This window comes from Vibrio sp. RM-69-4 (genome assembly GCF_024743775.1).
GTDB classification, from domain to species: domain Bacteria; phylum Pseudomonadota; class Gammaproteobacteria; order Enterobacterales; family Vibrionaceae; genus Vibrio; species Vibrio anguillarum.
Map to the genome: position 1 here is coordinate 592367 of NZ_JAMQXI010000076.1, position 25063 is coordinate 617429.

Consider the following 25063-nt stretch of genomic DNA (forward strand, 5'->3'; position numbering starts at 1 on the left):
AATGCTAAAAGTGATGGCGTAAATACTATTGCCGTTCGTCTTTAGGAGAGTCCATGACCACCATGGTGGTGATCGATTTCACCGTTAAGCACTCACCAAGCACATCGGCGTGAAAACGTTTATAGGCGCTGAGATCTTTGCTTTCGACACGCAGCAAATATTCGTTCATCCCGGTAATGTTGTGGCATTCGACCACCTCCTTGGCGTAGCGCACATGTTCTTCGAAACTAAGCTGCGCTTTTTTCGTGTGGCTGTTTAAGCCAATTGCCACATAAGCGACAAACCCGACATCAAGTTGGGTTTTATTTAAGACCGCTCGATAGCCTTTAATGATCTGCTTACGCTCGAGATCCTGCACGCGGCGCAACGTGGCGGAGGGCGATAAGCCGATGCGTTCGGCTAGCTCGACATTCGAGACTCGGCCATCAAGTTGTAGCTCTTGCAATATTCTCTCGTCAAATCTGTCCATGGCTTATTTTTATTGCTCAATATTGGTGGTATTGACCAATATAAGCACAATGTTGCCAGCCGATACCATTATTATTTGTTCATCATTATTAAATAGAGAAAGAAGATGGATTACACACAATGGTGGCCACTGGTGGCTTTTGCTTTTGTTTCGACCTTTTCACCGGGTCCAAACAACATCATGCTGATGACATCCGGTGCGAATGTGGGCTTTATGCGCACTATTCCGCACATGCTTGGTGTAACGTTTGGTTTTAGCATTATGGTGCTATTGGTTGGCGTTGGGTTAACGGGTTTATTCCATCGTTATCCTATGTTGCAACAAGGTTTGCAAATTGCCTGCACCATTTATTTGGTCTATTTGGCGATAAAAATTGCGCTGAGTAACCCTTCGCAGGGAGAGAAGCAGTATCAACCGATGTCATTTGTTTCGGCTGTACTGTTTCAATGGGTCAATCCCAAAGGTTGGTCGATGGCGCTGACTGCGGTGAGTGTATTTAACCAAAGTGCGAGCTGGGCGCAGTTAATGCTGATTTCATTGGTGTTTGCTTTGGTGAACATTCCGTCGGTCAGTGTTTGGACTGCGGCGGGTAAACAGTTGAGCCACTGGATGAATCACCCAAGTTATGTCCGCTGGTTTAACGGCGCGATGGGTGCGTTGCTGTTACTGTCCGTTGTTCCTATGTTGTAGAGATTCGGTGAGACGTTGCTGTGTGGGAGCATTATCAACGCAGCAAAATAAAGTGGGTACTGAGCGACCCACTTTGTTTCTCTAGTTGCTTGGCGTTAACCGTTCGCTATATTGCCCATAAAATTAACGCCAATATTTGCGGTGAGAGTATGCGCAGGCACATCACTAACGGATAGACAGTGGCGTATGCCAACGCAGAGGCGCCACTGCTTTCGTGCAGCGCATTCGCAAAAGCAAGAGCGGGTGGATCGGTCATCGAACCTGCTAGCATGCCACAGATGGTGAGATAGTTAATATGGCCTAAAACACGAGCCAGTATTCCGACGGTGATCAATGGAATACCCGTGATCAACATGCCGTAGCCCATCCAACTGACGCCATCGCCTTGCACTAATGTTTCAACAAAATTGCCCCCAGATTTTAACCCAACAACCGCTAAAAACAGCACAATACCAATTTCTCGCAGAGCAAGGTTCGCGCTGGGCGGCATAAACCAATACATTTTGCCAATGCTGCCGATACGCGCCAAAACCAGTGCGACAATCAGCGGTCCTCCAGCTAAGCCTAGCTTAATGGCGGCGGGGAATCCCGGTAGATAAAACGGAATAGATCCGAGTAATACCCCAAGTCCAATCCCAACGAAGACTGGTAGCATCTGTACATGCTGTAATTTTTGGTGCGCGTTGCCGACCATGCCACTGACCGCTTCAATCGCTTCTTGACGCCCGACTAAATTGAGAATGTCGCCAAACTGCAAGGTAGATTGGCTGGTTGGGATAAGCTCAACCCCGGCACGGTTTAAACGCGAAACGACGACGTCGTATTTCTCTTTTAAATCCAGATCGCGCAGCTTTTTACCAAGCACAATCTCGTTGGTGACGACTAAGCGCTGTACTCGCAGCTCAGTGCCGCGTGTCGAAAGTGATGCATCGACCTCTTCGCCAATCACCAAGCGTGCTTTTTCTAACGCTTTTTTATCGCCGACCAGATGAAGTAAATCATTCACTTCAACTCGTGAATCGGGTTTGGGTACGGAAAGGTGTTCACCACGTTTGAGGCGCGAGCACACAATATCGCCATCACTGAGCGCGGGAATGTCTTTTAAGAGCAGGCCATTTAAGTTGGGGTTTTTAATCGCAACGTTAATGGTGTGCAAGCTCTCTTTTTTGTGGCCGTTGTGGATCTCAAAGTCTTCGGCTTCGGCGTCAACCCTGACACGAAAGGCAATTCTGAGCAGCCACATGGTAAGCAAAATACCGCATATGCCAAAGGGGTAAGCAATCGCATAACCCATACCCGTCAGGTCAAGCATGTTCTCTTGGCCACCTAACTCAGTCAGGATTTGTTGCCCTGCGCCTAATGATGGCGTATTGGTGACTGCACCGGAGAATACACCAAGAATAACGGGTAAAGGCACATCAAACAGATAGTAAAGCGCGACCGTCACCACACAGCCTAGCAACACAATCAGTGCGGCAAAGGCATTGAGTTTTAGTCCTGAGCTTCGAAGTGAAGAGAAAAAACCGGGTCCGACTTGTATACCAATGGTGTACACAAATAGGATAAGGCCGAACTCTTGAATAAAATGCAACGTATTGTAGTCAAGAACCACCCCCCACATGCCTGTAAAGTGACCGACGAGAATGCCGCCAAACAGCACCCCGCCGATCCCTAAACCAACACCGTAGACGCGCCAATTCCCTATCCACAAACCCAGCACAGCTACCAGCGAGAGAATGCTGATAGAAAGTGCAATGTCACTCATGATGAGTCTCCTGAACAATTTAAAAACGGCTGGTGGGCAAGCTTAATGAACGGCAGGGGTAGGCGTAAGAACTCGGTTAGTGGTTATGTCTACAGCTGGAGGGTTCAAATACGGCATTGAGAAGTCACCTAGTGAAATGAACTCTCGATGTCGTTTTGTGGTTGCCCTGAACTTATGACCAGTAATACTGCAACGAGCTATAAATGTTAACTATAGGTATGCAAATTTGTGCACCGGAACGAATATTAAATTTCTCAGATAAGTAATTGTTAGATAAGAGTTAAATTTATCCATTTCCTGTGCGTTGCTCACCACTATTTTTATCGAGAAAATAGCCCATACCGCGTTTAGTTTTAATCAGTGCTGATGAGAAAGGGTCATCAATTTTTTTGCGTAGACGACGCATATACACATCGACTATGTTGGTTAGGGGATCTTGATGGAGGCCCCAAACATTAGCAAGAATCCGTTCTCGGCTAAAAATATGACCAGGTTTATGCATCAATAGCTCTAATATGGAGAGTTCTTTGGCGGTTAACTCAATGGCTTGCCCTGCCCGTGTTACGGTCATGGTTGATAAGCAGAGCGTTAAGTCTGCAATGTGTAGAGTGGGCATTGGCGCAGAGTCAGAATGTCGACGTTGCAGCGCATCTAGGCGAGCCAGTAACTCTTCAAAATGAAAAGGTTTTGCCAGATAATCATCCGCACCAATGCGTAGGCCCCGAACCCGTTCTTCAACTTCGCCCAGTGCAGAAAGCATCAAAATGCGCACATCAATACCGGCTTCACGTATTTGCTGACAAAGAGTTAATCCATCGGTGTGCGGAAGCATTCGATCTAAAATTAAAATATCGGGCTCGCCGCTTATGAGTGTTTCAAGTGCGTATTGCCCATCATTCAGTCGCTGAATGTGGTGACCTTCTGCTTTGAGCCCTCGTTCAATAAAGTTGGCAATTCTGGCATCATCTTCAATTAAAAGAATTCTCATGATTCTTCCTCTTCCAGTTCAAAGGTCAGTGTAACGGTTGTGCCTTGAGCCAATTGGCTTTGGAATGCGATGGTTCCGCGTTGCTGTTGCACAATGTTATAAGCCAGTGTTAAACCAATCCCCAAACCATCAGGGCGATAGCGTTTGCCGTTTTCGGACCGAAAATAGCGTTGGAAAATCTGTGCGAGGTCCTCTTGGTCAATACCAATACCGTGATCTTGCAATTGAAGATGAAATTGCTGGGGCTCAACTAGCAGAGTGAGCGTAATAGGCTGGTGATGTGGATCATAGCGCAATGCATTATCGACGATAATTCGCACGGTCATCAGTAGCTTATCTAAATCAGTATGAAAGATCCGCTCTTGCCAGTTTGCCTGTTGTGGGTGAAGACATTCAAGTTGCACTTGATGCGCGTGAGTTAAAAGGGTGGCTTGTCTCGTCACCGACTGCCATAGACTCTCTAAGGTGATAGGGCTAAGAGTCGGTTGGAACAGCTTTTCATCTTGACGGATAAGCAGCAATAAATCGTCGATCCGGTAGGAAAGGTGGGTTGCCGATTCATTGATACGCTGTAGCGTTTGTCGATACTCTTCATCACTATTTTGACGACTGCGAAGGGTAATTTGCGCTTCTCCTAAAATGGCCGTTGCGGGAGTACGCAATTCATGGCTGACGTTCGCAAAAAACTCTTTCTGCTGGCGTTTAGCCTGCTCCAATGTTTCGAGTGCATTGGCGAGTTCTTGGGTGCGTGCGGTGACTTCTCGCTCAATGAGTTGACGCGAAGCGATCTCTTTTTGCTGCGCATTTTCAAGGCTTTGTGCCATGTGATTAAAATGCTGCGCTAGGGTTCTGAGCTCACTTGGCCCGCTGACCGATACTCGATGGTTAAGATGGCCTTGTTCTAAAGCTGAAGTGCTTTTTAGCAGTTCCGCTAACGGTTTGGATAAGGTGCGCAGTAACCAGCCTCCGAGTAGCAAGCCAAAGACTACCCCTAGTAATGATAAGGTTACAATGACATTTTCTACATCAGATAATGATTTCATCGCTGCCGCTTCATAGCGTGCAGTACGTTGTTTCTGTAGAGAAATAGCTTGATTCAGCAGCTGGCGTAGGTCGGTGTTATCCACCTTATCAAAGGTGTCACTGAGTAAAAGCCAGCGATCATTATTGTCTGTGATTTTTGCTATTTCCCAGGAGCGAAGCGCTGTTTTTAATCGTCCAAAGTTAGTTTCAAAGAGAGAAATGACTTTGATTTGCTGAGTGATCTCGGCAAAGTCTTGGTTGGTGATACCGTGTTGTTGTGCTTGCTCGGTTAGCAAATAGAGCTCGCTGAGCAAATCTTCAATCTTTGAAAAGCGCATGTCTCGTTTGAGCGTGCTGCCATCTTTGGTCAATAAGTATTCGGCAAGCCAAATTTTTAACTGTTGTTTTTCCGTGCTCAACTGCATAAAGCTTTGCAAGATTTGATTGGAGATCTGTCCGCGCTGAATGTGCTCATTAGCGACGTTATTTGACCATAAAGCGGTGCCAGCTTGGGCTAAGATTAGGGTGAGTAACAGAGCCAGTACGAGAGATAATTGATAACGAAACATAATGATCGCCGCATAAATTCAATAGGTGAGCAGAGTAAGCGATCCGTTGGTATTGGGTAAAGAATATTCATCTGAAGTTAATCTAAGCGCATGGTTTAGGTTCATCGAGAGGCCGTAAATTACTCCCATCAACCACATTACTCCCATCAACTAGATAATTAGATAAGGCCTTCATTATGCAACGTACATATAAAAGAATTTCTATTTCAGCATTATTACTTTGCGGGTTGTTACCGCTATCCGCTCAAGCTTCTAACGTATTAGTTAATAACAACATTAACCACCAAGAGGTGCTTGATGCCCAGCAAGCTTGGGGAGAAGCGTTAATCAAGATTAGCCAGACTTATGAACAAAAAGGTCATGCTGAAGCGAAGAAATTGGCACAGCAAGTGTTGGACCAAGCGTATGGCTATCAACAAGGTGCGGTGCTTTTCAAACCTACGCTTGCCAGTGGGGAGCAAACCTTTCGCACAGAAGTAGACGGAGCGCTATCTTATTTTGTCGGCAGTGATAAGCAATACCCACAAGATTCTGGCTTTGCACTAAAAGGTTGGAAGGAGTACAGCTTTGATAATGCAGCAGTCTATATCAACGGCGATGTAGCCCTAACCATGGGGCATGTTAAGCTCATCGACAATAAAGGAAAGCAAACCGTGGTGGATAAAAGCTGGGCATTTAAGAAAGATGAACAGGGCCAACTGCGAATTGTTCTGCACCATTCATCACTGCCATTTCAGCCTTAACTGAGGGGAAAACTTTTAGATGTGGGTGATGGTAATACACCCACATCGCAGGTTTTGCAGTAGTGCCAGTTAAACGCCAGCACGCTTGAGCAGGCCAGCCATCAGTGGCGAGCTTGAACGAACCTGTTTTGATTTGTTCTGTAATGTTTTAGCCAACGTCGGGTTATTGATGTTTTTGGCAATGTAGGCCATTGAATGATAGAAATCTCCTGCAGATTTCATTTTATTGGCGTCATTTAATGGCGCTAACAGTTGCACCATGGTTGTGCCACTCATTGCTTGTTGGGTGGCGTACTCTTGTACTGCATCGAGTAGAAGATCGAGATCGACCATCGCTTCGGCACTTTCCACACCATGTTTTTTCATCTCTTTGCGGTTACGTTTACGCATTTGCTTAATGACAAAGGCCGGTTTGTTGAGCTTTTTAAAAGCAAAGTAACCAAGAACGACTGCAAGCACGACACCGCCCGCCACATAACCCCAAATAGAACCGGAAGATTCAACAACAGGCTTTAGGGTTTCAACGGTATATTCAACGGTAGTGGGTGTATCAGACATTATTATTTCCTTAGAATGCAGCTTCAAAATCAGAAGCTATTAATTAATCTGGCAGGGGGAAAAGCGCCTTGCGATGAATCAAAGATCCATGAAAAGGACAGCTTCTGCCTCACATTACTCTCTTTTTGGGGTGAGGAGGCAAGAAAGCAAGTCCATTTTAGGGATTATTAATGAGTTTGTTGATAATTGTGCGAGTTGGTCACACAAATTACGCCATTGCCTCTGTGTGTATGAGCTTAGCGAGGTGATATAAAGATTGAAATGCACAGTCGTCATGAGGTTTAATGTTACGGTAACATTCAGTTGGAAAACAGAATAAAAATGAGCAGTATGCAACGTAAAACTAGGCCTACCCTGCAAGATATCGCAGACCGCGTGGGGGTGACGAAAATGACCGTTTCCCGTTTTCTACGCGACCCCAATTCGGTCGCATTGGCAACCCAAGAAAAAATTGCCGCAGTGATTGAAGAATTAGGTTATATACAAAATCGCGCCCCGGCGATGTTGTCGAAATCGTCAAGTAAGGCGATTGGTATTCTTCTGCCTTCGTTGTCAAATCAAGTGTTTGCCAATTTAGTTCAAGGGATTGAGTCGGTAACCAAAGCAAGAGGTTACGATACACTTATTGCCCACTTTGGTTATAACGTGCAAGAAGAGGAGGAGAAAATTGCCTCGTTGCTGTCGTATCAAGTCGATGGTCTTATTTTGACCGAAACGCACCACTCCGAACGTACCATTCAAATGCTAAAAGCGGCGGGTGTGCCAGTGGTTGAAACGATGGAGCTGCCAGACAAGCCGATCAATATGGCGGTGGGGTTGGATCACGAGCAGGCCTCGTATCATGTGGTGACGCAGATGATTGATAGTGGCAAACAGCATATTGCCTATCTCGGTGCGCGTCTTGATACTCGAACGCAGTTGCGGATGAATGGCTATGATCGTGCAATGCAAGATGCAGGCTTAACCGCAGTTCATATCCTAACTCAAGAGCATTCAAGTTTTACTCTCGGCGGTGATTTACTCGAACAAGCCCTAGAAGAGAGGCCAGAGATCAACGGCATCTTCTGCACTAATGATGACATTGCAATTGGTGCCATGATGAAGTGTGCACATCGAGGGCTGAAGATTCCTCAAGATATTGCAATCGTGGGGTATAACGCGCTCGATATAGGTCAAGCGATTTCGCCAAAGCTAACCAGTGTAGAAACGCCTCGGTTTGAGATTGGCAAGAAAAGTGCTGAGCTATTATTGTCCGCACTGGCTGGTGAAGTGATTGAGCAGAAAGTGTTCGACTTAGGCTTTAGTGTCACCGATGGCGAGAGCCTGTAGTCAGCTTGTTATTCAGCCATTGAAGTGGTTGGGTTTGTCACTTCAATGGCTACATCAAGCTCATGTTGTATCAATTAGGGTAGAGGAACGAAGCCCCTTGATTGGCGGCAGAGACATTATCTCGGCACACTTTAAACAGATCGCGCCCCCAAGTTTGCTGTGTGAGCTCAGTATCACAGGTGGCGATATCGCGGCCTTCGGTTGGCGTTAAGTTCTCTAATCGGCCTGTCACCGCATCGACGCGGATCCTATCTCCCTCTTCAATAAGCGCAATTGCGCCGCCTCTTAATGCTTCCGGTGAGACGTGAATAGCCGCAGGAATTTTACCAGAAGCGCCGGACAAACGACCATCGGTCACTAACGCAACCTGATAGCCCGCTTTTTGTAAGTTGCCCAAAATCGGCATCAACTTATGCAGCTCAGGCATGCCATTGGCTGCTGGCCCATTGAAGCGGACTACAACTACGCAATCTTGATTGAGCTCGCCGCGTTGATACGCCTGCTCAACCTGATGCTGGCAAGCAAACACTTTGGCGGGCGCTTCAACAATGCGATGTTGCTCAGCCACGGCAGAGACTTTGATCACCGCTTGCCCAAGGTTACCCGATAACACTTTAATGCCACCAGAGCGCTGAAATACCTTATCAGGCAGGGCGATTACCGAGGGGTTTTTAGTTTGAGTACACGCTTGCCACTCTAACGTATGGCCCACTAATTGCGGTGATTTTAGCTGATCTGCAAATTCACCAAACACGGGTTTTACGTCGCTGTGAAGTAACTGCGCTTGATTCAGACGCGTCATCAACATGGGCACGCCGCCTGCGAGCTCAAATTCATTGATATCAGCCGAACCATTGGGGTAAACATTCACCACAAGAGGAACGACGTCAGACAGATCACTGATATCTTGCCAAGTCAGCACAATACCCGCCGCGCGAGCAACAGCCAGTAAATGAATGGTATGGTTTGAACTGCCACCAGAGGCGAGCAAAGCCACTAGGCCATTGACTACGCTTTTTTCGGTCACCACCTCATAAAGTGGACGGAAATGCGCCGTACCATCGCTCATGGCGGCAAGGCGGATTGCGGCATGTTGCGTCAATGCAAGGCGCAATGGGGAAAAGGGAGCGACAAACGCTGACCCTGCCAGCATTAAACCCATCGCCTCAAACACTAATTGGTTGGTATTGGCAGTGCCGTAGAAAGTGCAAGTGCCTGGGGAGTGGTATGAAGCGCACTCCATATTCAGCAGCGCGCTATCATCAACCAAACCCGCTGCGTGTTTTTGGCGAACATCGACTTTCTCATCATTAGTAATGCCAGTGGACATTGGCCCTGCGGGAATAAAAGCCGTTGGTAGGTGCGCAAACGCCAGCGCGCCCATCAGTTGCCCGGGCGCAATTTTATCGCAAATACCGAGCAGTAATGTGCCATCAAACATATTGTGGCTGAGTGAAAATGCCGTGGCTTGTGCAATCAAATCGCGTGAGAACAACGACATATCCATGCCCGCTTGGCCTTGCGTTACGCCATCACACATCGCCGGAACGCCGCCAGCAACTTGAGCCGTGTGGCCAAATGGGGCGAGCACTTTTTTGATCTGCTCAGGGTAATCTTTATACACTTGGTGCGCGCTAAGCATGTCGTTGTATGCTGTGATAATGGCTAAGTTAGAACGCGTTAAATCGAGAATGTGCGCTTTTTCTTGAGAGCAAGAGGCGGCGACGGCGTGAGCCAAATTACCACAAGAGAGTGATGCTTTACCCTTGCCACTGTGCTGCTGTGCCTTGGCGCGGTTGAGAAACTCATCACGCAAAGTACGGCTACGCTGAATAATTCGTTCGGTGACGGCTGTGATGGTTGGGTTTAAGGCTGTACTCATGCTGACACCTTTTGACCATCTAAAGTGAGCTCGCGCAATGCCACTAGGGCGCGCTCTACAACCTCATCAATATCCGTATCGATATCAACGATAGCGACTTTCACTTCGTTGTCGGGGCGCTCTAACGTATTGAACTGGCTTTCCACCATGTTCGCTTTCATAAAGTGGCCTTTACGCGCTTGCATGCGCTTCATGATTAAATCAAAACTGCCATCGAGAAAGAGAAAGGTCACATTTTGGTTACCGTCACGGATTTGATCGCGGTAGGTTTTTTTCAACGCAGAGCAAACAATCACGCCGTGCTCATTTTTACTCTCTAGGCTAAAAGCCGCGTCACGGATGCGCTCTAACCAAGGTTTGCGATCGTCATCATTTAGCGGCTCTCCGCCTGCCATTTTGAGAATATTGGCTTTTGGATGAAGGTCGTCACCGTCGATGAATTTCGCCCCTAATTTCTGGGCCAATTTCGCGCCTACAGTGCTTTTTCCGCAGGCGCATACGCCCATTACAATAATGCTACTACCAGTCATACGGACTCCTTGAGTGGTATTCTGAGCTGGATCTCATTTTTTAAATTCACTTGGAAATATGACTTTATCTTATCCATGTTATCGGTAACATGTTACCCGTAACTTAGAGATTTGTGAACTGAAACACAAACAAAACAATACGTGATATAAGGTGAAGAACATGGAATTGATGACTCAAAGCAGTAACCCTGCTTACCTATTAGCAATCGCGGGATGTGCGATTGCAGCACTACTGATTTTAATCATGAAGTTGAAGATACACGCCTTCGCTTCATTAACCTTAGTCAGCCTTGGCACTGCAATTGCCACCGGCGTTGCGGCGGAAAAAGTGGTCCCAACCATGATGTCTGGTTTTGGTGGAACCCTAGCCTCCGTTGCTTTGCTGGTCGGCTTAGGTGCGATGATCGGCAAAATTTTAGAAGTGACGGGCGGTGCTAAAGTGCTGGCCGATACCTTGATAGGCCGCTTTGGTGAAGAAAAAGCGCCGTTTGCACTGGGTATTGCTTCATTATTGTTTGGTTTTCCCATCTTCTTTGATGCGGGATTGATCGTGATGATGCCGATCATCTTTAGCGTAGCGAAGCGCTTTGGTGGTTCGCCACTGAAATACGCACTACCTTCAGCTGGTGCTTTTGCCGTGATGCATGCCTTTGTGCCGCCTCATCCTGGGCCAGTTGCGGCTTCAGATCTTTTAGGCGCGGATCTTGGTTTGTTGCTGATTGTTGGTATCTTGGTCGCGATTCCTACTTGGTATTTTGGCGCTTACCTCTTTGGCCTGTATGCGGGTAAGAAATTTGATATTCCACTCTCTAAAGCGTTTTTTAATACCGAGCAAATTATTGATGAAAATAAATTGCCAAAATTTGCCACGGTGTTAGCGATTTTAGTGATGCCTGTGCTGCTCATTTTTATGGATACAGGTCTTAATACCCTTGCGGTAGCAGGCGTGATTGACGGCAAAGCGCCATTGGTTGAATTCTTACGCATGTTGGGTAAAACCCCGGTGGCACTGTTGTTGACTCTGCTAACTTGTTTACTGGTGTTTGCCAAAGATTTTGGAATGAACAAGCTGGAAAAACTGTGCAGTGACTCGTTAGCGCCTATATGTGCGGTAATTCTTGTGACAGGTGCGGGCGGCATGTTTGGTGGTGTGTTGCGCGCCAGTGGCATTGGCCAAGCATTGGCCGACGTGTTATCCGATACAGGCATGCCTATCATAGTCGCGGCGTTTGTTATCGCAACTTGCTTACGTGTAGCGCAAGGCTCTGCCACCGTTGCATTAACCACCACCGCCGCTTTGATTGCGCCAATTGTGGCACAAACCACGGGTTTGAGTGAGTTGGATTTATGTTTTATCGTGATTGCGATTGCTGGTGGTGCAACGGTACTATCTCACTTTAATGACTCAGGCTTCTGGCTGGTTTCTCGCTTGATGGAAATGGATGAGAAAACCACACTCAAAACTTGGACTGTGATGGAAACACTGCTTGGTAGCATCGCGTTTGTGATTGTCGCTGTCCTAAGCTTCTTATTATAAAAAGCGTTTTACTATAAGGTTATGAAATGAAAACTCTTGAACAACGATTGAAAGAAATCAAAATCGTCCCTGTGATTGCGATTAATGATGCTAGCCAAGCGGTCCCTTTGGCCAAAGTATTGGTTGAAAATGGGTTGCCATGCGCGGAAGTGACCTTTAGAACAGAAGCGGCTGCAGAATCGATTCGTTTGATGCGTGCCGCCTACCCAGAGATGCTGATTGGCGCAGGGACAGTACTGACCACGGCGCAAGTAGATCAAGCCATTGAGGCGGGCGTGGATTTTGTAGTCAGCCCCGGTTTTAACCCAACCACGGTGAGATATTGCCAACAGCGTCATGTGACAATTGTTCCGGGCGTCAACAACCCAAGTTTGGTTGAGCAAGCGATGGAAATGGGTTTGCGCACATTGAAATTCTTCCCAGCAGAGCCTTCAGGTGGCGTGGCAATGCTCAAAGCATTGACGGCGGTTTATCCGGTCAATTTCATGCCAACAGGTGGCGTTAGCCCAAGTAACGTTCAAGATTATTTGTCGATTAAATCCGTAGTGGCGTGTGGCGGTACATGGATGGTACCGACAGATCTGATGGATAAAGGTGATTGGCAGGGCATTGCTGAATTGGTGAAAGCGCTATAACCCTTTCTATTTTCTTTAAGAACAACGGCTTGCTTCGGTAGGCCGTCTTTTTATTTCGTGCGCACCTCCGACCATTAACGATAAAAGTAATCGAGAGTAACGCGCGATCAAAAATCTCGTTACAATCGTTCTCCTACTCATTTCACGATAAGCTAAGCTATGTACGCAAACCGACGCGCAGAATTAATTTTAGTTATCACGACCTTATTGGCTGCTGCGGGCTGGGTGTTTTCCAAACAAGCTATTCAAGGCCTACCGCCTTTTGGCTTTATTGGTGTGCGCTTTCTTTTAGCGTCGCTGTGCCTACTGCCATTTTGTCTTAAAGCGCTGCGCCAAGCTTCACTGCACGATTGTTTAAAATCGATGAGTGTGGGCGTGTTGCTAGGTGGCTCGATTTTTTGCTGGATCCACGCGATTTCCATTAGCGATACGCTAGGCGAGGGCGCATTCATCATGAGCCTCTCTATGCTGTTTGTTCCGTTATTAGCATGGCCGCTGTTTGGCGCTAAACCGGCGCGCGCATTTTGGTTGTCGCTACCCATTGCACTGATTGGGCTTTTTTTACTGTCGTGGAACGGGGAGTGGGTCGTCGCGACTAGCCAGCTGTGGTTTATGGCTGCGGCCTTTAGCCTGGCATTGCATTTTAACTTTAACAGTCGTTTTTCGGCTAATCTGCCGCCGATGTTGCTCACTACATTACAACTGTTTGTTGGCGGCTGCCTTGGGGTATTACTCTCTTTACTGTTTGAGTCATGGCCAGATCAAATAAGTTTGATGACATGGAAGTGGCTTGCTCTGAGCGTGTTACTCGCCACCAGTTTGCGGTATTTGATGCAAACCATAGGTCAAAAGCACGCCAACCCCACTAATGCGGCGATATTAATGCTACTTGAGCCAATCTGGACACTGGTTCTGAGCGTGCTGATTTATGATGAATCGATGCCAGCGAATAAGATTTTCGGCTGCGGCTTGCTGCTCTGTTCGCTTCTTTTCTATCGAATGGGCCATTTTCGTCATCGCTGAAATCATCGCAAATCTTTCAAAACGGTTTTGCTGCATAGTTTCTAGAGCTAAGGTGGGTTGGGCTGTAGTCATTGAATGCCTCTTTATCACAATGTGGTGCTATTGTGCATCGTCTAAAGGTTGACAAATATGCTTTTTGGCAGCTTATCAGCAGGGTTGTTGATAAAGGTTTGCGCTTTGTTTTCAATGAAGTGAACGTATTTTAGATTATCGCTTAAAGCAGATGAGTATTTTTGCTTTATCTACAGAGAAAGAGAAAATCTTTTATGACGTAAAAAAGCCCGATAAGAAGCAGTGTACTTATCGGGCTGAGGTACCAATTAGTGTACCGAAGAGGTGTCAACCGCGTATTTGGGTTTGGGAGCCAGCCAAATAAAGCAAGCCGCGAGTATAAAAATGGTCGCAATCGTCATAAAGAGCTGGTTAGTTGCCACCATTACACTTTGCTTTTGTACGATCCAATCAATCGCATTACGCACTTGATCTAAGCTCATTCCACTAGATTGCATGGTTTGGGTCGCCACACCATGTTGGTCGGTGAGCCCTGACAATTCAGAGTGAACATAGCGGGTATCTCGCTCCCACGCGGTATTGATCATCGAAGTGGCAAATGCACCGGACAATGTCCGAATGAAGTTCATTAAGCCTGCCGCCGATTCCATCTCACTCTCTTTGACACTCCCTAAGGCAATGGCCGTGAGCGGTACAAAGAACAACGGCATACCAATCCCTTGGAAGAAAATGGGCCAACTGACTTGGCTAAACGTCATATCTAAGTTGGCGTAACTTCGGATGAAAGTCCATAAACCCAACCACAACACACCACAAAAGACAAACGGACGAGGATCATATTTGCTCGATAAGTTGGCGATCAATGGCGCAAGAAAGACCGCTAATATCCCCATCACGGCTGTTGCGTAGCCCGATATTGTGGCTGTGTAACCCATATAAATTTGTAACCACAAAGGCGTGATAACAGAGATGGAAAAGAACGCGCCAAAGGCTAATGAAAGTGTGACCATACTGGTGCTGTAGCCTCGATGGCGGAACACCTTCAGCGCGACAATTGGGTTACGTTCGGTCAACTCCCAAATGAGGAAAGAGACGAAGCCAATTGCGGCCACAACCGCTAAAGCCGCGATGCGTGTTGATTCAAACCAATCATGGTCCTTACCTTCATCGAGCATAATTTGCAGCGCACCGACCCAAATAACCAAGAGGATTATGCCAATAACATCAACGGGTGTTTTACTGGTTTTAGTTTCAAATTTACGCAAAATGCGCCAGCAAACGATCCCAGCAATAATGGCAAATGGCACTTTGCAAAAAAAGATGTAAGGCCAACTAAGTTGGTCACACAACACTCCTCCCAATATTGGGCCCATGATCGGAGCCACTAAGGTTGTCATACTCCAAATACCAATGGCAACATGACCTTTGTTTTTCGGGAAGATACGCATCATCAGTGTTTGCGACAGAGGCATCAATGGCCCGCCAGCTAAACCGAGAAAGACCCGAAACATCACTAAGGTCGACATGTTGGTGGCAAATCCGCACAGCAGTGAAAAAATGCCAAACAAGATAAAGCAGGTAACAAACACTCTGATTGCGCCAAAACGAGAGGCTAACCAACCCGTTAAAGGCACTGAAATCGCTTCTGCTACCGCATAAGAGGTAATGACATACGTTCCTTGGCTGGTGGAAGTGCCAAGGCTACCCGCAATACTTGAAACCGAAACGTTCGCAATAGTGGTGTCTAAGATGGCTAAAAAATTAGCCATCGCAAGGCACAAGGTTCCAAAAAAGAGGGCACTACCAGTCAGTGGCTTGATGCCTTCGGATGCTTGAGTCATCTTGACACCTTAACCTTGATCGCCGCGAATATCGTAGCGAGCACGAGTGAGGTAACTCACGTCTTCTTGTGACAAAGTATCGATAGTCACTGTCATTGAGAGGCCAACTTGCAGTGGGTGGTCATGCAGATCGCGAGGATCTAACTCGATACGAACGGGGAGGCGTTGCACGACTTTTATCCAGTTGCCAGTGGCATTTTGAGCTGGAATCATCGAAAACGCAGAACCCGTACCGCCAGAAATACCCGTCACTAAGCCATGATAGCGCACAGCATCACCATGCAGATCTGATGTTACAGTGACGGTTTGGCCAATCTGCAAATCACGCAGCTCACCTTCTTTGAAATTGGCATCAATATGGATCTGGTCGATAGGAACAATGGTGAGCAGTGGAGCGCCTACGGGCACTTTTCTACCCACTTGTACTTGACGCTTTGCCACAACACCAGCAATGGGGGCATAGATGACGGTACGGGCTAAATCGACTTGTGCTTGCTGATAACGCGCGTTAGCGAGTAGAACTTCGGGGTTGGTTTCCACTGATGTGCCTTGGATCAACGCCGCGTTGGCTTTTTGGTTACCAATGGTCGAAAGTCGAGTCGCTACCGATTGATTCGCCGCGGCCTTCGCTGCATTTAAATTGGCTTGGGCTTGAGTAAAAGACGTTTGGGCGTTCGAGAGTTCTTCACCAGACACTGAGCCTGATTTTACTAAGTCTTGACGGCGAGATAAGTCCAATTTAGCACGTTCAAAATTAGCTTGTGCTACGGCTAATTGGGCTTTAGTCCGGTTTTCATCGGCCATGCGCGCTCGCACTAGGGCATTCAAACCTTCATCGTTGGCAATGTAACTTTCGACTCGGCGTTTTGCCAAAGCCAGATCTGCCTCTGCTTGTATCAGTGCTAAACGTGCGTCGGTGTCGTCAAGCGTTACTAGCACATCCCCTGCATTTACCCATTGGGTGTCCACTACGTCAACTCGGGTCACAATGCCACTGACGGCTGGTGTCACTTCTGCAATTTCTACTGAGGCATAAGCATTGTCGGTAGTGACATAGCGTGAGGCAATGAAATACCAATAAGCAGTGCAACCAAGGGCTGCGATAAGGATAACAATGGCTAAGGCGGCAAAACCTGTAATTCGATTACGGCGCGCTTGATGCGAGTTATCAGATGGTGCGTGTGTCGTGTTCATGAATAGGCCTATGGAAATTAAAGTAGGGTAGAGTGATAACCGCCACCCAGAGCGTGGATAAGTGCGACATCTAGACTAAAAGAGCGTGATTCCAAATTTACTAATGCTTGTTGGCTGTTGATCAATGCATTTTCAGCTGTCAGGACATCAAGATAAGTCGATAAACCCCCGCTGTAGCGATGGCGAGAGGTTTGGTAAGCCACACTGGCTGCGTCAACTGCTTCTTGCATTTTAGCGATACGTGCACTGAGTTTTTGGTTGCTGGTGATGGCGTTAGCGACTTCTTGCAATGCTTGAATCAGTGTGGCGTTGTACAAAGCGACGGCTTCTTCATAGTGTGATTCTGCAACGGTCAATTGGCCTTCAAGGCGCCCTCCCGAAAACAGAGGAAGATAAATCGCGGCACCAACATTTCCAGCATCATTGCCACTGTTGAATAAGCTGTTTAACCCAAATGATTGGTAGCCGATAAACGCGGACAATTTGATATCGGGATAAAACTGCGCTTTGGCATAGTAGATGCGATTCGCCGCCGCCTGAGCATGCCAGCGTGCGATAGAAATATCGGCGCGGTGGCCAAGTAACCCTAGCGCTAAATCATCGGGAATGCCGACTGCGGTTGAGAACACCAAAGTCGGTCTTGATAGCGAAAGCCCACGGTCTGGTCCGCTACCAAGTAACGCCGCAAGCGCATTTTTTTGTAGCGCAATTGCTTCTTGAATACTCAGTAGATCGGCTTCGACTAAAGCGGCGGTTGAACGTGCTTGGCTGACGGCCACTTGTGTTTCAAGACCATTGTCATAACGTTTTGTCAGTAGATCTAACGTGTGATGTTTGATGTCTAGTGCTGCAGCTGCGGTGTCTTGATTGGCGTATAAACGCGCAAGCTCAATGTAGTGATTAACCACGGAAGTGGAGAGAATCAGCGCTGCGGCTCTTTGCTGTGCTTGAGCGGCCGCATAATCGAACTGAGCGGATTCAATGAGCGCCTTATTTTTGCCCCAAAAATCAAAATCGTAAGAAAAATCTAAGCCGACAGAACCATAATCATTCCAATTTTCGGGGGGCATATACGCTTGGTAGGCGTAGCTGACTTTGCTTTCAGACGCAGAAGCGGCCATACCCACATTGGGTTTATTCAACGCGCCCGCTTGCTGCGCCATACCTTGCGCATATTTCAAGCGTGCTTGCGCTACTTGCATATCAGGTGAACTGCGCAAGGCTTCATTTACTAATGCATTGAGTTGTGCGTCGTCATAGCGTTGCCACCAGTGATCGTTTGGCCAATCAATCGCCTTTAGCTCATTTAGCGCCTGTGCATATTGAAAGTGTGTTGCTAAATCTTGAGAAGGATCAGCAAGATAAGAGGGAGCAGAACAGGCTGAGAGTAAAACGATATTAAGTATCGAGAACACTCGCAGATGAATAGGCCGCCCTCCGATGGTTAAGTGGGCACGGCGATGAGTTTTCAATGTATTTTCCTTATAACTGAACTGTACGGTACAGTTATATACTTGACAAGGTTTCGCTGTCAAGGGAAAATCAAAAGCTACAAATTAGAAAGTAGTGGTAGTTATGCGAGTTAAAAGTGAAGAACGTCGACAGGCTATTATCGATGTGGCAAGAGAAGAATTTATAAAGCAAGGATTTACCCGAACCTCTATGTCTGGTATAGCGAAGACCGTCGGTGGTTCAAAAGCGACGCTGTATAACTATTTCAGCTCTAAAGAGGAAATTTTCCTTGCCGTGATGGAATCCACCGCTGCCGAGCTGCGAGCGACCGCGTTCCAAACCCTATCGACAAATAAACCACTCAAAGAGACATTAACCACATTTGGTTACCACTATCTCAAGTCAATTTTGTCAGCTGATCTCACCGCAATTCGCAAAATGGCCCTTTCAGAAGCAGAACATTCGGATGTTGGTCGTTATTTTTATCACAATGGCCCACGCAAAGGGTGGTTAGAAGTGAGCCACTTTCTGCGCTCTTACATTGAACAAGGGAAATTGCGTGAATGTGATGAGTGGATAGCGGCAAGACAGCTGAAAGTGTTGCTTGAAGCTGAGTTGTTAGAGCCGTATGAACTTGGCGTTATTGCAGCACCAAGCAAAAATGAAATTGAAGCGGTTGTTACACGGGCGGTTGACACTTTCGCGCTTATTTACGCTAATTGCTGATTAAGATCATCGAGTTCATCTAGCTTTTCGGGAGAGGTTAGGAGCAGGGGTTGCCGTGTCCATAAAACTCATTGAAGTTATTGAAAAAAACTAACCCTCCCCCTTGAAGGAGAGGGAGCTGGCATTGTGCGCATTGATAGCGTGGAGAATATGATTATTGGGGCTGATAAATTATTTTGGGGAATTTTTGATTCAGACAAAATCAAGAAAATCGTTTTCTAAACTCTCGCGGCGTTAATCCCACAATATTAATGAAGGCCTTTCGACACGCGCTGATATCCTCGTAACCAACCTGATTTCCTATCCACTCAAATGAATGTTGTGTGCTTTCCAAGTAGTCACACGCACTCTGTATTCTAAGACGCTGCAAATACTGATTAGGGTTATGACCTGTAGCCTTTAAAAATCTTCGTTGCATCGTACGTTCGGTAAGGTTTGCTTTCTTTGCTAACTGCTTTATAGACAACGATTCAGCATAACTCTGATGCATTATTTGTTGGACCGAAACAATCGCCATATCACCATGATAGAACGAAGGATTGAATTGTTGGTAGTAACTCTGTTCTCTCTGTGCAGTGTCGATAACCAGCGTTTTACCAAGTTGACGCACAACTCTTGGAGATGCATATTTGGCGATCAACTCAAACCCTAGATCTAGCCACGACATCATCCCGCCAGCCGTTACTATATCACCTTGATTAATCAATATCTTATTGCTATTAAGCGTAATACTAGGAAACATTTTGGCAAATGTTTCTGCTAACGCCCAATGGGTAGTTACCTCTCTTGTATCAATTAAATCTGTTGCAGCGAGAATGAATACTCCTGCACAAGCAGATGATAGAACAGCACCTTTTGAATAATGCTCTTTAAGCCAATTGGCAAATGCCCCCTCAGGGGCTAAGTAGTAATCACCTCTTGAAGCTGGCGGCAACACAATAACATTTAAGCTCTCTGTTATCAGATCAGTATGCGGAATCAATACTGGTTCAAATAAAACCTCAATGTCTTGTTGATTGCAAATTTTGTTTGCAAGCAAAAACATCTCTTCAAGACCGTAAACAGCTGACTTCAATACTGAAGGATACTCGCAAATTCCAATGGTTATTTTTATCATGCCTATCTCTGAGTTTGTCGTTTTTAACCTCTTTTATGTCATTTTAACCTCTAAAAATAATGCAGCAAGTTACTCATAATTTTTCTGAGCCAAAACTTAAAAAACAGGATTTGAAAATGGGTAAAAAAGCATTGCTTGTAATTGATATACAAAACGACTATTTCCCTGACGGAAAATTTCCTTTGTGGAATACAGATAAGACCCTGAGCAACATTAAACAGCTCATTGCTAAAGCCAACGCACAGCATGTTCCTGTATTCCTTATTCAACATATATCTTCTGCACCTCAAGGAATGGCACCTTTCTTTGAAGAAGGAAGTGACGGTATGAGAATTCACTCTGAAATAATGTCAATATGCCCTGATGCTGAAATTATCTATAAACAGCACGCTGATGGTTTTCATCAAACTAATCTAGAAAAATCACTAGAAAAGCTCGATGTTGATGAGTTGCTGATCTGTGGAATGATGACTCAGAATTGCGTTACGCATACGGCAATATCAAAGAAAGCGGAAAAATATAAAGTCTCCATTATTGGAGATTGTTGTACGGCTACAGATAGAATGATTCATAACATAGCGTTAAATGCGGTATCAATTCGAGTACCTTTATTGGCTTTTTCTGAAGTGTTATAGAAATAGTCATAAGAAAATGTATCGAGAATTCACTGGTATAATCTACCCGTAAGCTTCCTCCCTAAAAACTTTGAAACACAAGCCAATTCAGTCAACGGTTATCTTGGCTGCATTAGCCATATATGTATGGGTAAGCGGCACGGATAAAGAATATTGACGAAGGGAAACGTTGAGCGCAGACTCCGCTCGTTTGTGAGTCCAGTTCGTGTTTGATTATTTTGGAGTTTGTCTTAATGTTCACCCTTCCTCCCGTCGTGATGACTATTGGGCTTTTGTTGATCAGCAACGTATTTATGACCTTTGCTTGGTACGCTCACTTAAAAGATCTCAGCCACAAACCGTGGATTATTGCAGCGTTGGTCAGTTGGGGAATTGCCCTGTTTGAATATCTCTTCCAAGTACCCGCTAACCGGATTGGCTATACGGTATTAAACCTTGGCCAATTGAAAATATTGCAAGAAGTGATCACCTTATCGGTATTTGTGCCTTTTGCATTGATCTACATGAAAGAGCCTTTCAGGCTTGATTTTGTGTGGGCAGGGCTCTGTTTGCTTGGCGCGGTGTTTTTTATTTTCAGACCGCAAATCCTCGAAGTACTTGCGAAAAGTATTGGCTGATTGCTGGTGAGTATTTAGCAGGCGACCAATACTTAAGAGGCAAATGCCGGATAAATAAACTCGTAAAAAAAGCCGTTGTGTGGGCAACGGCTTTTTATGGGATTATTCGCTGAATTTCTTAAAAATAATCGAGGTGTTGATGCCACCAAAAGCAAAGTTATTGCTCATTAGATATTGCACATCCAGCTCACGTCCTGTGCCTGTAATGTAATCAAGATCGCCACATTGCGGGTCGATGTTATCTAGGTTAAGGGTTGGATTAAACCAACCGCTGCGCATCATTTCTAAACCTAACCAAGCTTCAACCGCGCCACATGCGCCCAATGTGTGACCAAAATAACTTTTCAACGAGCTGATCGGCACTTTACCCAACGCGTTTGCGGTGGCGTGACTTTCGGCTATATCACCCCGGTCGGTCGCCGTGCCGTGAGCCGAAACATAGTCAATTTTATCTGCACTTAAATTGGCATCACGCAGCGCCATCTCCATACAGATTTGCATGGTGTCCATTTGTGGTTGAGTGACATGGGCTGCATCGCAGTTGCTGGCAAAACCGATGATTTCTGCGTGAATGACGGCACCGCGTGCGATGGCGTGTTCATACTCTTCAAGCACTAAAGTTCCTGCACCTTCACCAATCACTAAACCATCACGCTGAGTATCATACGGGCGGGGGGTGGTTTTTGGCTGGTCGTTTTTGAGGCTAGTGGCAAATAAGGTATCAAATACGGCCGATTCGGTAGGGCAGAGCTCTTCACCACCGCCCGCCACCATTACGGTTTGGTAGCCGTGTTTGATCGCTTCGTACGCGTAACCGATGGCTTGACTACCAGACGTGCAGGCGCTACTGGTTGGAATGACGCGGCCTTTGAGCCCGAAAAATAGACCTACGTTCACCGCGGCAGTGTGAGGCATCATTTGCACATAAGTGGTGGCGGTAATGGCTCGAGTGGTTTTTTCGTTGAGCATGACACCAAACGCACCGATGGCATCGGTACTGCCTGTTGATGAACCATAAGCGATGCCGGTTTGGCCGTTCGTCAGCACTTCATGACCAATTAAGCCCGCCTGTAGCAGCGCATTTTCGGTGGCAACGGTCGCCAGTTGTGACACACGGCCCATACCTCGGACTTGCTTACGTTTGTAGTGGCTAGGCAGTGTAAAGCCCATTATTGGCGCGGCGAGTTTAGTGTTTAAACCCTCATACTGCTCATAGGAGGGCATATATTGAGTGGCATTTTCACAAGCTCTGAGTTTTGGCTCAATACTGGACCAGTCATTACCAAAAGCAGTCACGCCGGACATGCCTGTAACGACAACGCGGCGGGTCATACTAAGCCTCCATTAACCGAGATAACTTGGCGAGTGACATAAGCAGCAATATCAGACATTAAATAGCTCACAAGGCCTGCAACTTCTTCAGGTTCACCCATGCGGCGTAAAGGAACTTGTGGCAGTGCGTGCTCTTTGACGTGCTCATCCACCATGCCTGTATCGATTAAACCTGGAGCAACACAGTTGACGGTGATTTTGCGCTTAGCCAGTTCAAGCGCGAGCGATTTGGTCGCGCCAATCACGCCAGCTTTAGCGGCGCTGTAATTGGTTTGGCCCCGGTTGCCTGTGATGCCCGACACCGATGCTAAAGTCACAATGCGCCCACCTTGGCGTTTTTGCACCATTGGCATCACACAAGGGTGGAGGACGTTATAAAAGCTGTCTAAATTGGTGTGAATTACACCATCCCATTCTTGTTCTGTCATGGCAGGAAACGCTGTGTCACGAGTAATGCCCGCGTTATTGACCACGCCGTAATAAGCGCCATGTAGAGCAATATCGGCTTCTAATACTTCGCGACACTGAGCTCGGTTGCTGATGTCAAATTGAATCAGTCGGCCTGAACCACCGTTTTGCTCGATGGTCGCTAGTGTTTGCAGGGCACCTTGCTGGTCGCCCATATAATGGACGGCAATGGCAAAACCATCTTTGGCGAGCGCAATCGCAATCGCTTTGCCTATGCCTTTACTCGCACCAGTCACTAATACGTGTCGGGTCATGCTTGACTCCTCATTTTCATTTCTTCTAATTTTTGTTCTGATGGCACATACACATTTAATTGGCATTCGGCCAAAAGCTGGTGTTGGTGCTCGATTCTTGTCTTAAACACAGCCATGCCATTGTCTTGCATTAGCTGTTCAGCGTAGATATCGAGCGTTTGCCCTTTCAGGAATGCATCGCACAGCGCTCGATAACGGCGACTGCCGAGCAGAAAGCCAATCGGCGGTTGAATGCCTTGGACAAGTGAGTGATACCCAGACCACGCGGCAATGGCTTGTGCCATAAACTCGATACCGACATAGGCCGGTATGCTTTGTGTCGCCGGGTCAAAAAACAGGTGGTGCGATTCAATATCCACTTGGCAGTGGATAGATTCGCTCTGTACCTCAAGCGCGCGGTCAATCAAAATCATCGGCGCTTGATGAGGCAGCAGTTGATCAATTGCAGGAAGCTTTGTCATTAACGTAACCAAAAATGAGGCTAATATTGTTGCCACCAAAAGCAAAGGAGTTGCTTAAAATGGCCTTGTTTTCTAAATATTGAGTGGTTTCCACTAGCGTAATATCGATGTCTGGCGCTTTGTTAGCACAGCGCTGAATGGGCAAAGGCAATTGGTATTGCAGTATGTGCCAAGCAATGGCGGCTTCGGTTGCACTGGCCGCGCCGAGCGTGTGTCCAGTGAGTGGTTTGGTTGAACTCACCGCAACGTGCTGGCCAAAAACGCGGAAAATCGCTTTACTTTCCATGCTGTCATTGAGCGGTGTTGCGGTGCCGTGAGCGTTGATATAGCCGATATCATTGGCGGTTAATTTGGCATCTTGCAGCGCGTTACGCATCGCCTGTTCTGCACCGTTTCCATCTGGGTGGGGCGCAGAAATATGGTGTGCATCGGAACTGTCGCCTGCGCCCAATAGCGCAATGGCGTGAGCGTGTTGCTGAGACGGCGTTTTACCCAGCAGCATAAAAGCGGCAGATTCACCAATGTTGATGCCATCTCGCTGTGCATCAAACGGTTTACACAAACGTTGAGACAATGCCTCTAAACCGTTAAAACCATTGAGTGTTAAGCGGCACAAAGTGTCGGCACCACCGACAATCACCGCATCAACCAACCCAGCATTAAGCATTCTTTTGGCGGTGATAAAGACGCGGCCACTGGACGAACAGGCGGTCGAAATGGCGTAGCAGGGGCCGCTTATTGCAAAATAGCGAGCGATAAAATCACTGCAATTGCCTAATTCCTGTTTGTAGTAGTGGTAGTCGCTTGGGAATTCGCCCTGCTCTAACTTGTGGGCGAGTGCGATTTCGCCATCAGCAATGCCGGACGTGCTCGTGCCAACCACCACTGCAATGCGATCTGCGCCATAAGTGGCAATCGCGTGGCGGACGCTCGGTTCGATTTGTTTCAGTGCCGATAAAGCCAGTTGGTTGTTACGCGTATTGAACGCACTTAAATGCGCTGGGATTTCTGGTAGTGGCTCACTCACTCGGCCTACAATGGTTGCGGTGCCACTATTGAGCGACGTGTTGTCAGCCACCATGTTGTCACAATAGCCCTGCGCTAAACTTTGGTGAATGTGCGACGAGTCACTCCCCATCGCGCAGTGAAAACCGCAATCTTGGACATAAATAGGTGAGCGAGAATCAATAGGAGAAGTCGTGGATGAGTTCAT

General features: G+C 46.8%; 24 protein-coding genes. 9 read left to right on the top strand and 15 right to left on the bottom strand.

The window, feature by feature from the left end:
• Positions 1 to 25: 25 nt before the first annotated feature.
• The gene (locus NB504_RS14945; protein ID WP_019280913.1) at positions 26 to 469 is read right to left on the bottom strand and encodes an Lrp/AsnC family transcriptional regulator; all 444 of its coding nucleotides are present in this window, start codon (positions 467 to 469) and stop codon (positions 26 to 28) included.
• A 105-nt stretch (positions 470 to 574) separates the two neighbouring features.
• On the opposite strand from NB504_RS14945, the gene NB504_RS14950 reads away from it, so the two are divergent.
• On the top strand, positions 575 to 1159 hold the full coding sequence (locus NB504_RS14950; protein ID WP_013856459.1) for a LysE family translocator: 585 nt from the start codon (positions 575 to 577) through the stop codon (positions 1157 to 1159).
• A gap of 106 nt (positions 1160 to 1265) precedes the next feature.
• Here the strand turns inward: NB504_RS14950 and NB504_RS14955 are convergent, their stop codons facing one another.
• The 3 genes from NB504_RS14955 to NB504_RS14965 form a co-directional block, all read right to left on the bottom strand.
• Positions 1266 to 2924, bottom strand: a complete 1659-nt coding sequence (locus NB504_RS14955; RefSeq protein WP_258429215.1) for a putative transporter — start codon at positions 2922 to 2924, stop codon at positions 1266 to 1268.
• Positions 2925 to 3210: 286 nt separating this feature from the next.
• Complete coding sequence (locus NB504_RS14960) at positions 3211 to 3912, bottom strand: response regulator transcription factor (protein WP_194568098.1); 702 nt, start codon at positions 3910 to 3912, stop codon at positions 3211 to 3213.
• Positions 3909 to 5504: an ATP-binding protein gene (locus tag NB504_RS14965; RefSeq protein WP_258429216.1), complete on the bottom strand. Its 1596-nt coding sequence runs from the start codon at positions 5502 to 5504 to the stop codon at positions 3909 to 3911. The genes NB504_RS14960 and NB504_RS14965 overlap by 4 nt, the downstream gene beginning before the upstream one ends.
• 176 nt (positions 5505 to 5680) lie before the next feature.
• Between NB504_RS14965 and NB504_RS14970 the strand changes: the two genes are divergently transcribed.
• Entirely contained in the window at positions 5681 to 6247 is a 567-nt protein-coding gene (locus tag NB504_RS14970) for a phosphoribosyl-AMP cyclohydrolase (RefSeq protein WP_088732698.1), read from the top strand.
• 69 nt (positions 6248 to 6316) lie between these two features.
• Here NB504_RS14970 and NB504_RS14975 read toward each other — a convergent pair whose 3' ends face one another.
• Entirely contained in the window at positions 6317 to 6805 is a 489-nt protein-coding gene (locus NB504_RS14975) for a hypothetical protein (RefSeq protein ID WP_258429217.1), read from the bottom strand.
• 321 nt (positions 6806 to 7126) lie between these two features.
• Between NB504_RS14975 and NB504_RS14980 the strand changes: the two genes are divergently transcribed.
• Entirely contained in the window at positions 7127 to 8134 is a 1008-nt protein-coding gene (locus NB504_RS14980; RefSeq protein WP_026027817.1) for a substrate-binding domain-containing protein, read from the top strand.
• Between the two features lie 70 nt (positions 8135 to 8204).
• Here NB504_RS14980 and edd read toward each other — a convergent pair whose 3' ends face one another.
• Together edd and NB504_RS14990 are read right to left on the bottom strand one after the other, a co-directional pair.
• Positions 8205 to 10016: a phosphogluconate dehydratase gene (gene edd / locus NB504_RS14985; RefSeq protein ID WP_258429218.1), complete on the bottom strand. Its 1812-nt coding sequence runs from the start codon at positions 10014 to 10016 to the stop codon at positions 8205 to 8207.
• Positions 10013 to 10546: a gluconokinase gene (locus NB504_RS14990; protein WP_013856467.1), complete on the bottom strand. Its 534-nt coding sequence runs from the start codon at positions 10544 to 10546 to the stop codon at positions 10013 to 10015. Before NB504_RS14990 ends, edd begins: the two co-directional genes overlap by 4 nt.
• A 160-nt stretch (positions 10547 to 10706) precedes the next feature.
• On the opposite strand from NB504_RS14990, the gene NB504_RS14995 reads away from it, so the two are divergent.
• From NB504_RS14995 to NB504_RS15005, 3 genes are all read left to right on the top strand, one after another.
• Positions 10707 to 12083, top strand: a complete 1377-nt coding sequence (locus NB504_RS14995) for a GntP family permease (protein WP_026027816.1) — start codon at positions 10707 to 10709, stop codon at positions 12081 to 12083.
• A 26-nt stretch (positions 12084 to 12109) separates the two neighbouring features.
• On the top strand, positions 12110 to 12718 hold the full coding sequence (locus NB504_RS15000; RefSeq protein WP_019282198.1) for a bifunctional 4-hydroxy-2-oxoglutarate aldolase/2-dehydro-3-deoxy-phosphogluconate aldolase: 609 nt from the start codon (positions 12110 to 12112) through the stop codon (positions 12716 to 12718).
• A gap of 159 nt (positions 12719 to 12877) precedes the next feature.
• Complete coding sequence (locus NB504_RS15005) at positions 12878 to 13741, top strand: DMT family transporter (protein ID WP_017047050.1); 864 nt, start codon at positions 12878 to 12880, stop codon at positions 13739 to 13741.
• Between the two features lie 320 nt (positions 13742 to 14061).
• Here NB504_RS15005 and NB504_RS15010 read toward each other — a convergent pair whose 3' ends face one another.
• The 3 genes from NB504_RS15010 to NB504_RS15020 are packed head-to-tail and all read right to left on the bottom strand — an operon-like array spanning position 14062 to position 18230.
• The gene (locus tag NB504_RS15010) at positions 14062 to 15594 is read right to left on the bottom strand and encodes a DHA2 family efflux MFS transporter permease subunit (protein ID WP_258429220.1); all 1533 of its coding nucleotides are present in this window, start codon (positions 15592 to 15594) and stop codon (positions 14062 to 14064) included.
• A gap of 9 nt (positions 15595 to 15603) precedes the next feature.
• Positions 15604 to 16788 (bottom strand): HlyD family efflux transporter periplasmic adaptor subunit, encoded by a 1185-nt coding sequence (locus NB504_RS15015; RefSeq protein ID WP_309303449.1) that lies wholly within the window; start codon positions 16786 to 16788, stop codon positions 15604 to 15606.
• A gap of 17 nt (positions 16789 to 16805) precedes the next feature.
• Positions 16806 to 18230 (bottom strand): efflux transporter outer membrane subunit, encoded by a 1425-nt coding sequence (locus NB504_RS15020; protein ID WP_258429402.1) that lies wholly within the window; start codon positions 18228 to 18230, stop codon positions 16806 to 16808.
• A gap of 133 nt (positions 18231 to 18363) precedes the next feature.
• Here NB504_RS15020 and NB504_RS15025 point away from each other — a divergent pair, with 133 nt between their 5' ends.
• The gene (locus NB504_RS15025; RefSeq protein ID WP_047687917.1) at positions 18364 to 18966 is read left to right on the top strand and encodes a TetR/AcrR family transcriptional regulator; all 603 of its coding nucleotides are present in this window, start codon (positions 18364 to 18366) and stop codon (positions 18964 to 18966) included.
• Between the two features lie 202 nt (positions 18967 to 19168).
• Here NB504_RS15025 and NB504_RS15030 read toward each other — a convergent pair whose 3' ends face one another.
• On the bottom strand, positions 19169 to 20083 hold the full coding sequence (locus NB504_RS15030) for a GlxA family transcriptional regulator (RefSeq protein WP_258429221.1): 915 nt from the start codon (positions 20081 to 20083) through the stop codon (positions 19169 to 19171).
• A 116-nt stretch (positions 20084 to 20199) separates the two neighbouring features.
• Here NB504_RS15030 and NB504_RS15035 point away from each other — a divergent pair, with 116 nt between their 5' ends.
• Together NB504_RS15035 and NB504_RS15040 are read left to right on the top strand one after the other, a co-directional pair.
• On the top strand, positions 20200 to 20718 hold the full coding sequence (locus NB504_RS15035; RefSeq protein ID WP_094125460.1) for a cysteine hydrolase family protein: 519 nt from the start codon (positions 20200 to 20202) through the stop codon (positions 20716 to 20718).
• A gap of 233 nt (positions 20719 to 20951) precedes the next feature.
• Positions 20952 to 21335, top strand: coding sequence for a DMT family protein (locus NB504_RS15040; RefSeq protein WP_017045134.1), 384 nt, complete (start codon positions 20952 to 20954; stop codon positions 21333 to 21335).
• A gap of 102 nt (positions 21336 to 21437) precedes the next feature.
• Here NB504_RS15040 and NB504_RS15045 read toward each other — a convergent pair whose 3' ends face one another.
• From NB504_RS15045 to NB504_RS15060, 4 genes are read right to left on the bottom strand one after another with little or no spacing between them, the layout of a single operon-like run.
• Positions 21438 to 22667 (bottom strand): beta-ketoacyl-ACP synthase, encoded by a 1230-nt coding sequence (locus NB504_RS15045; protein ID WP_047687921.1) that lies wholly within the window; start codon positions 22665 to 22667, stop codon positions 21438 to 21440.
• A complete protein-coding gene (locus NB504_RS15050) occupies positions 22664 to 23389 on the bottom strand; it encodes a 3-ketoacyl-ACP reductase FabG2 (RefSeq protein ID WP_017045136.1) in 726 nt (241 codons plus the stop codon). Before NB504_RS15050 ends, NB504_RS15045 begins: the two co-directional genes overlap by 4 nt.
• Positions 23386 to 23850, bottom strand: coding sequence for a hotdog family protein (locus tag NB504_RS15055; RefSeq protein WP_013856475.1), 465 nt, complete (start codon positions 23848 to 23850; stop codon positions 23386 to 23388). The genes NB504_RS15050 and NB504_RS15055 overlap by 4 nt, the downstream gene beginning before the upstream one ends.
• On the bottom strand, positions 23828 to 25063 hold the full coding sequence (locus tag NB504_RS15060) for a beta-ketoacyl-[acyl-carrier-protein] synthase family protein (protein WP_064625613.1): 1236 nt from the start codon (positions 25061 to 25063) through the stop codon (positions 23828 to 23830). The genes NB504_RS15055 and NB504_RS15060 overlap by 23 nt, the downstream gene beginning before the upstream one ends.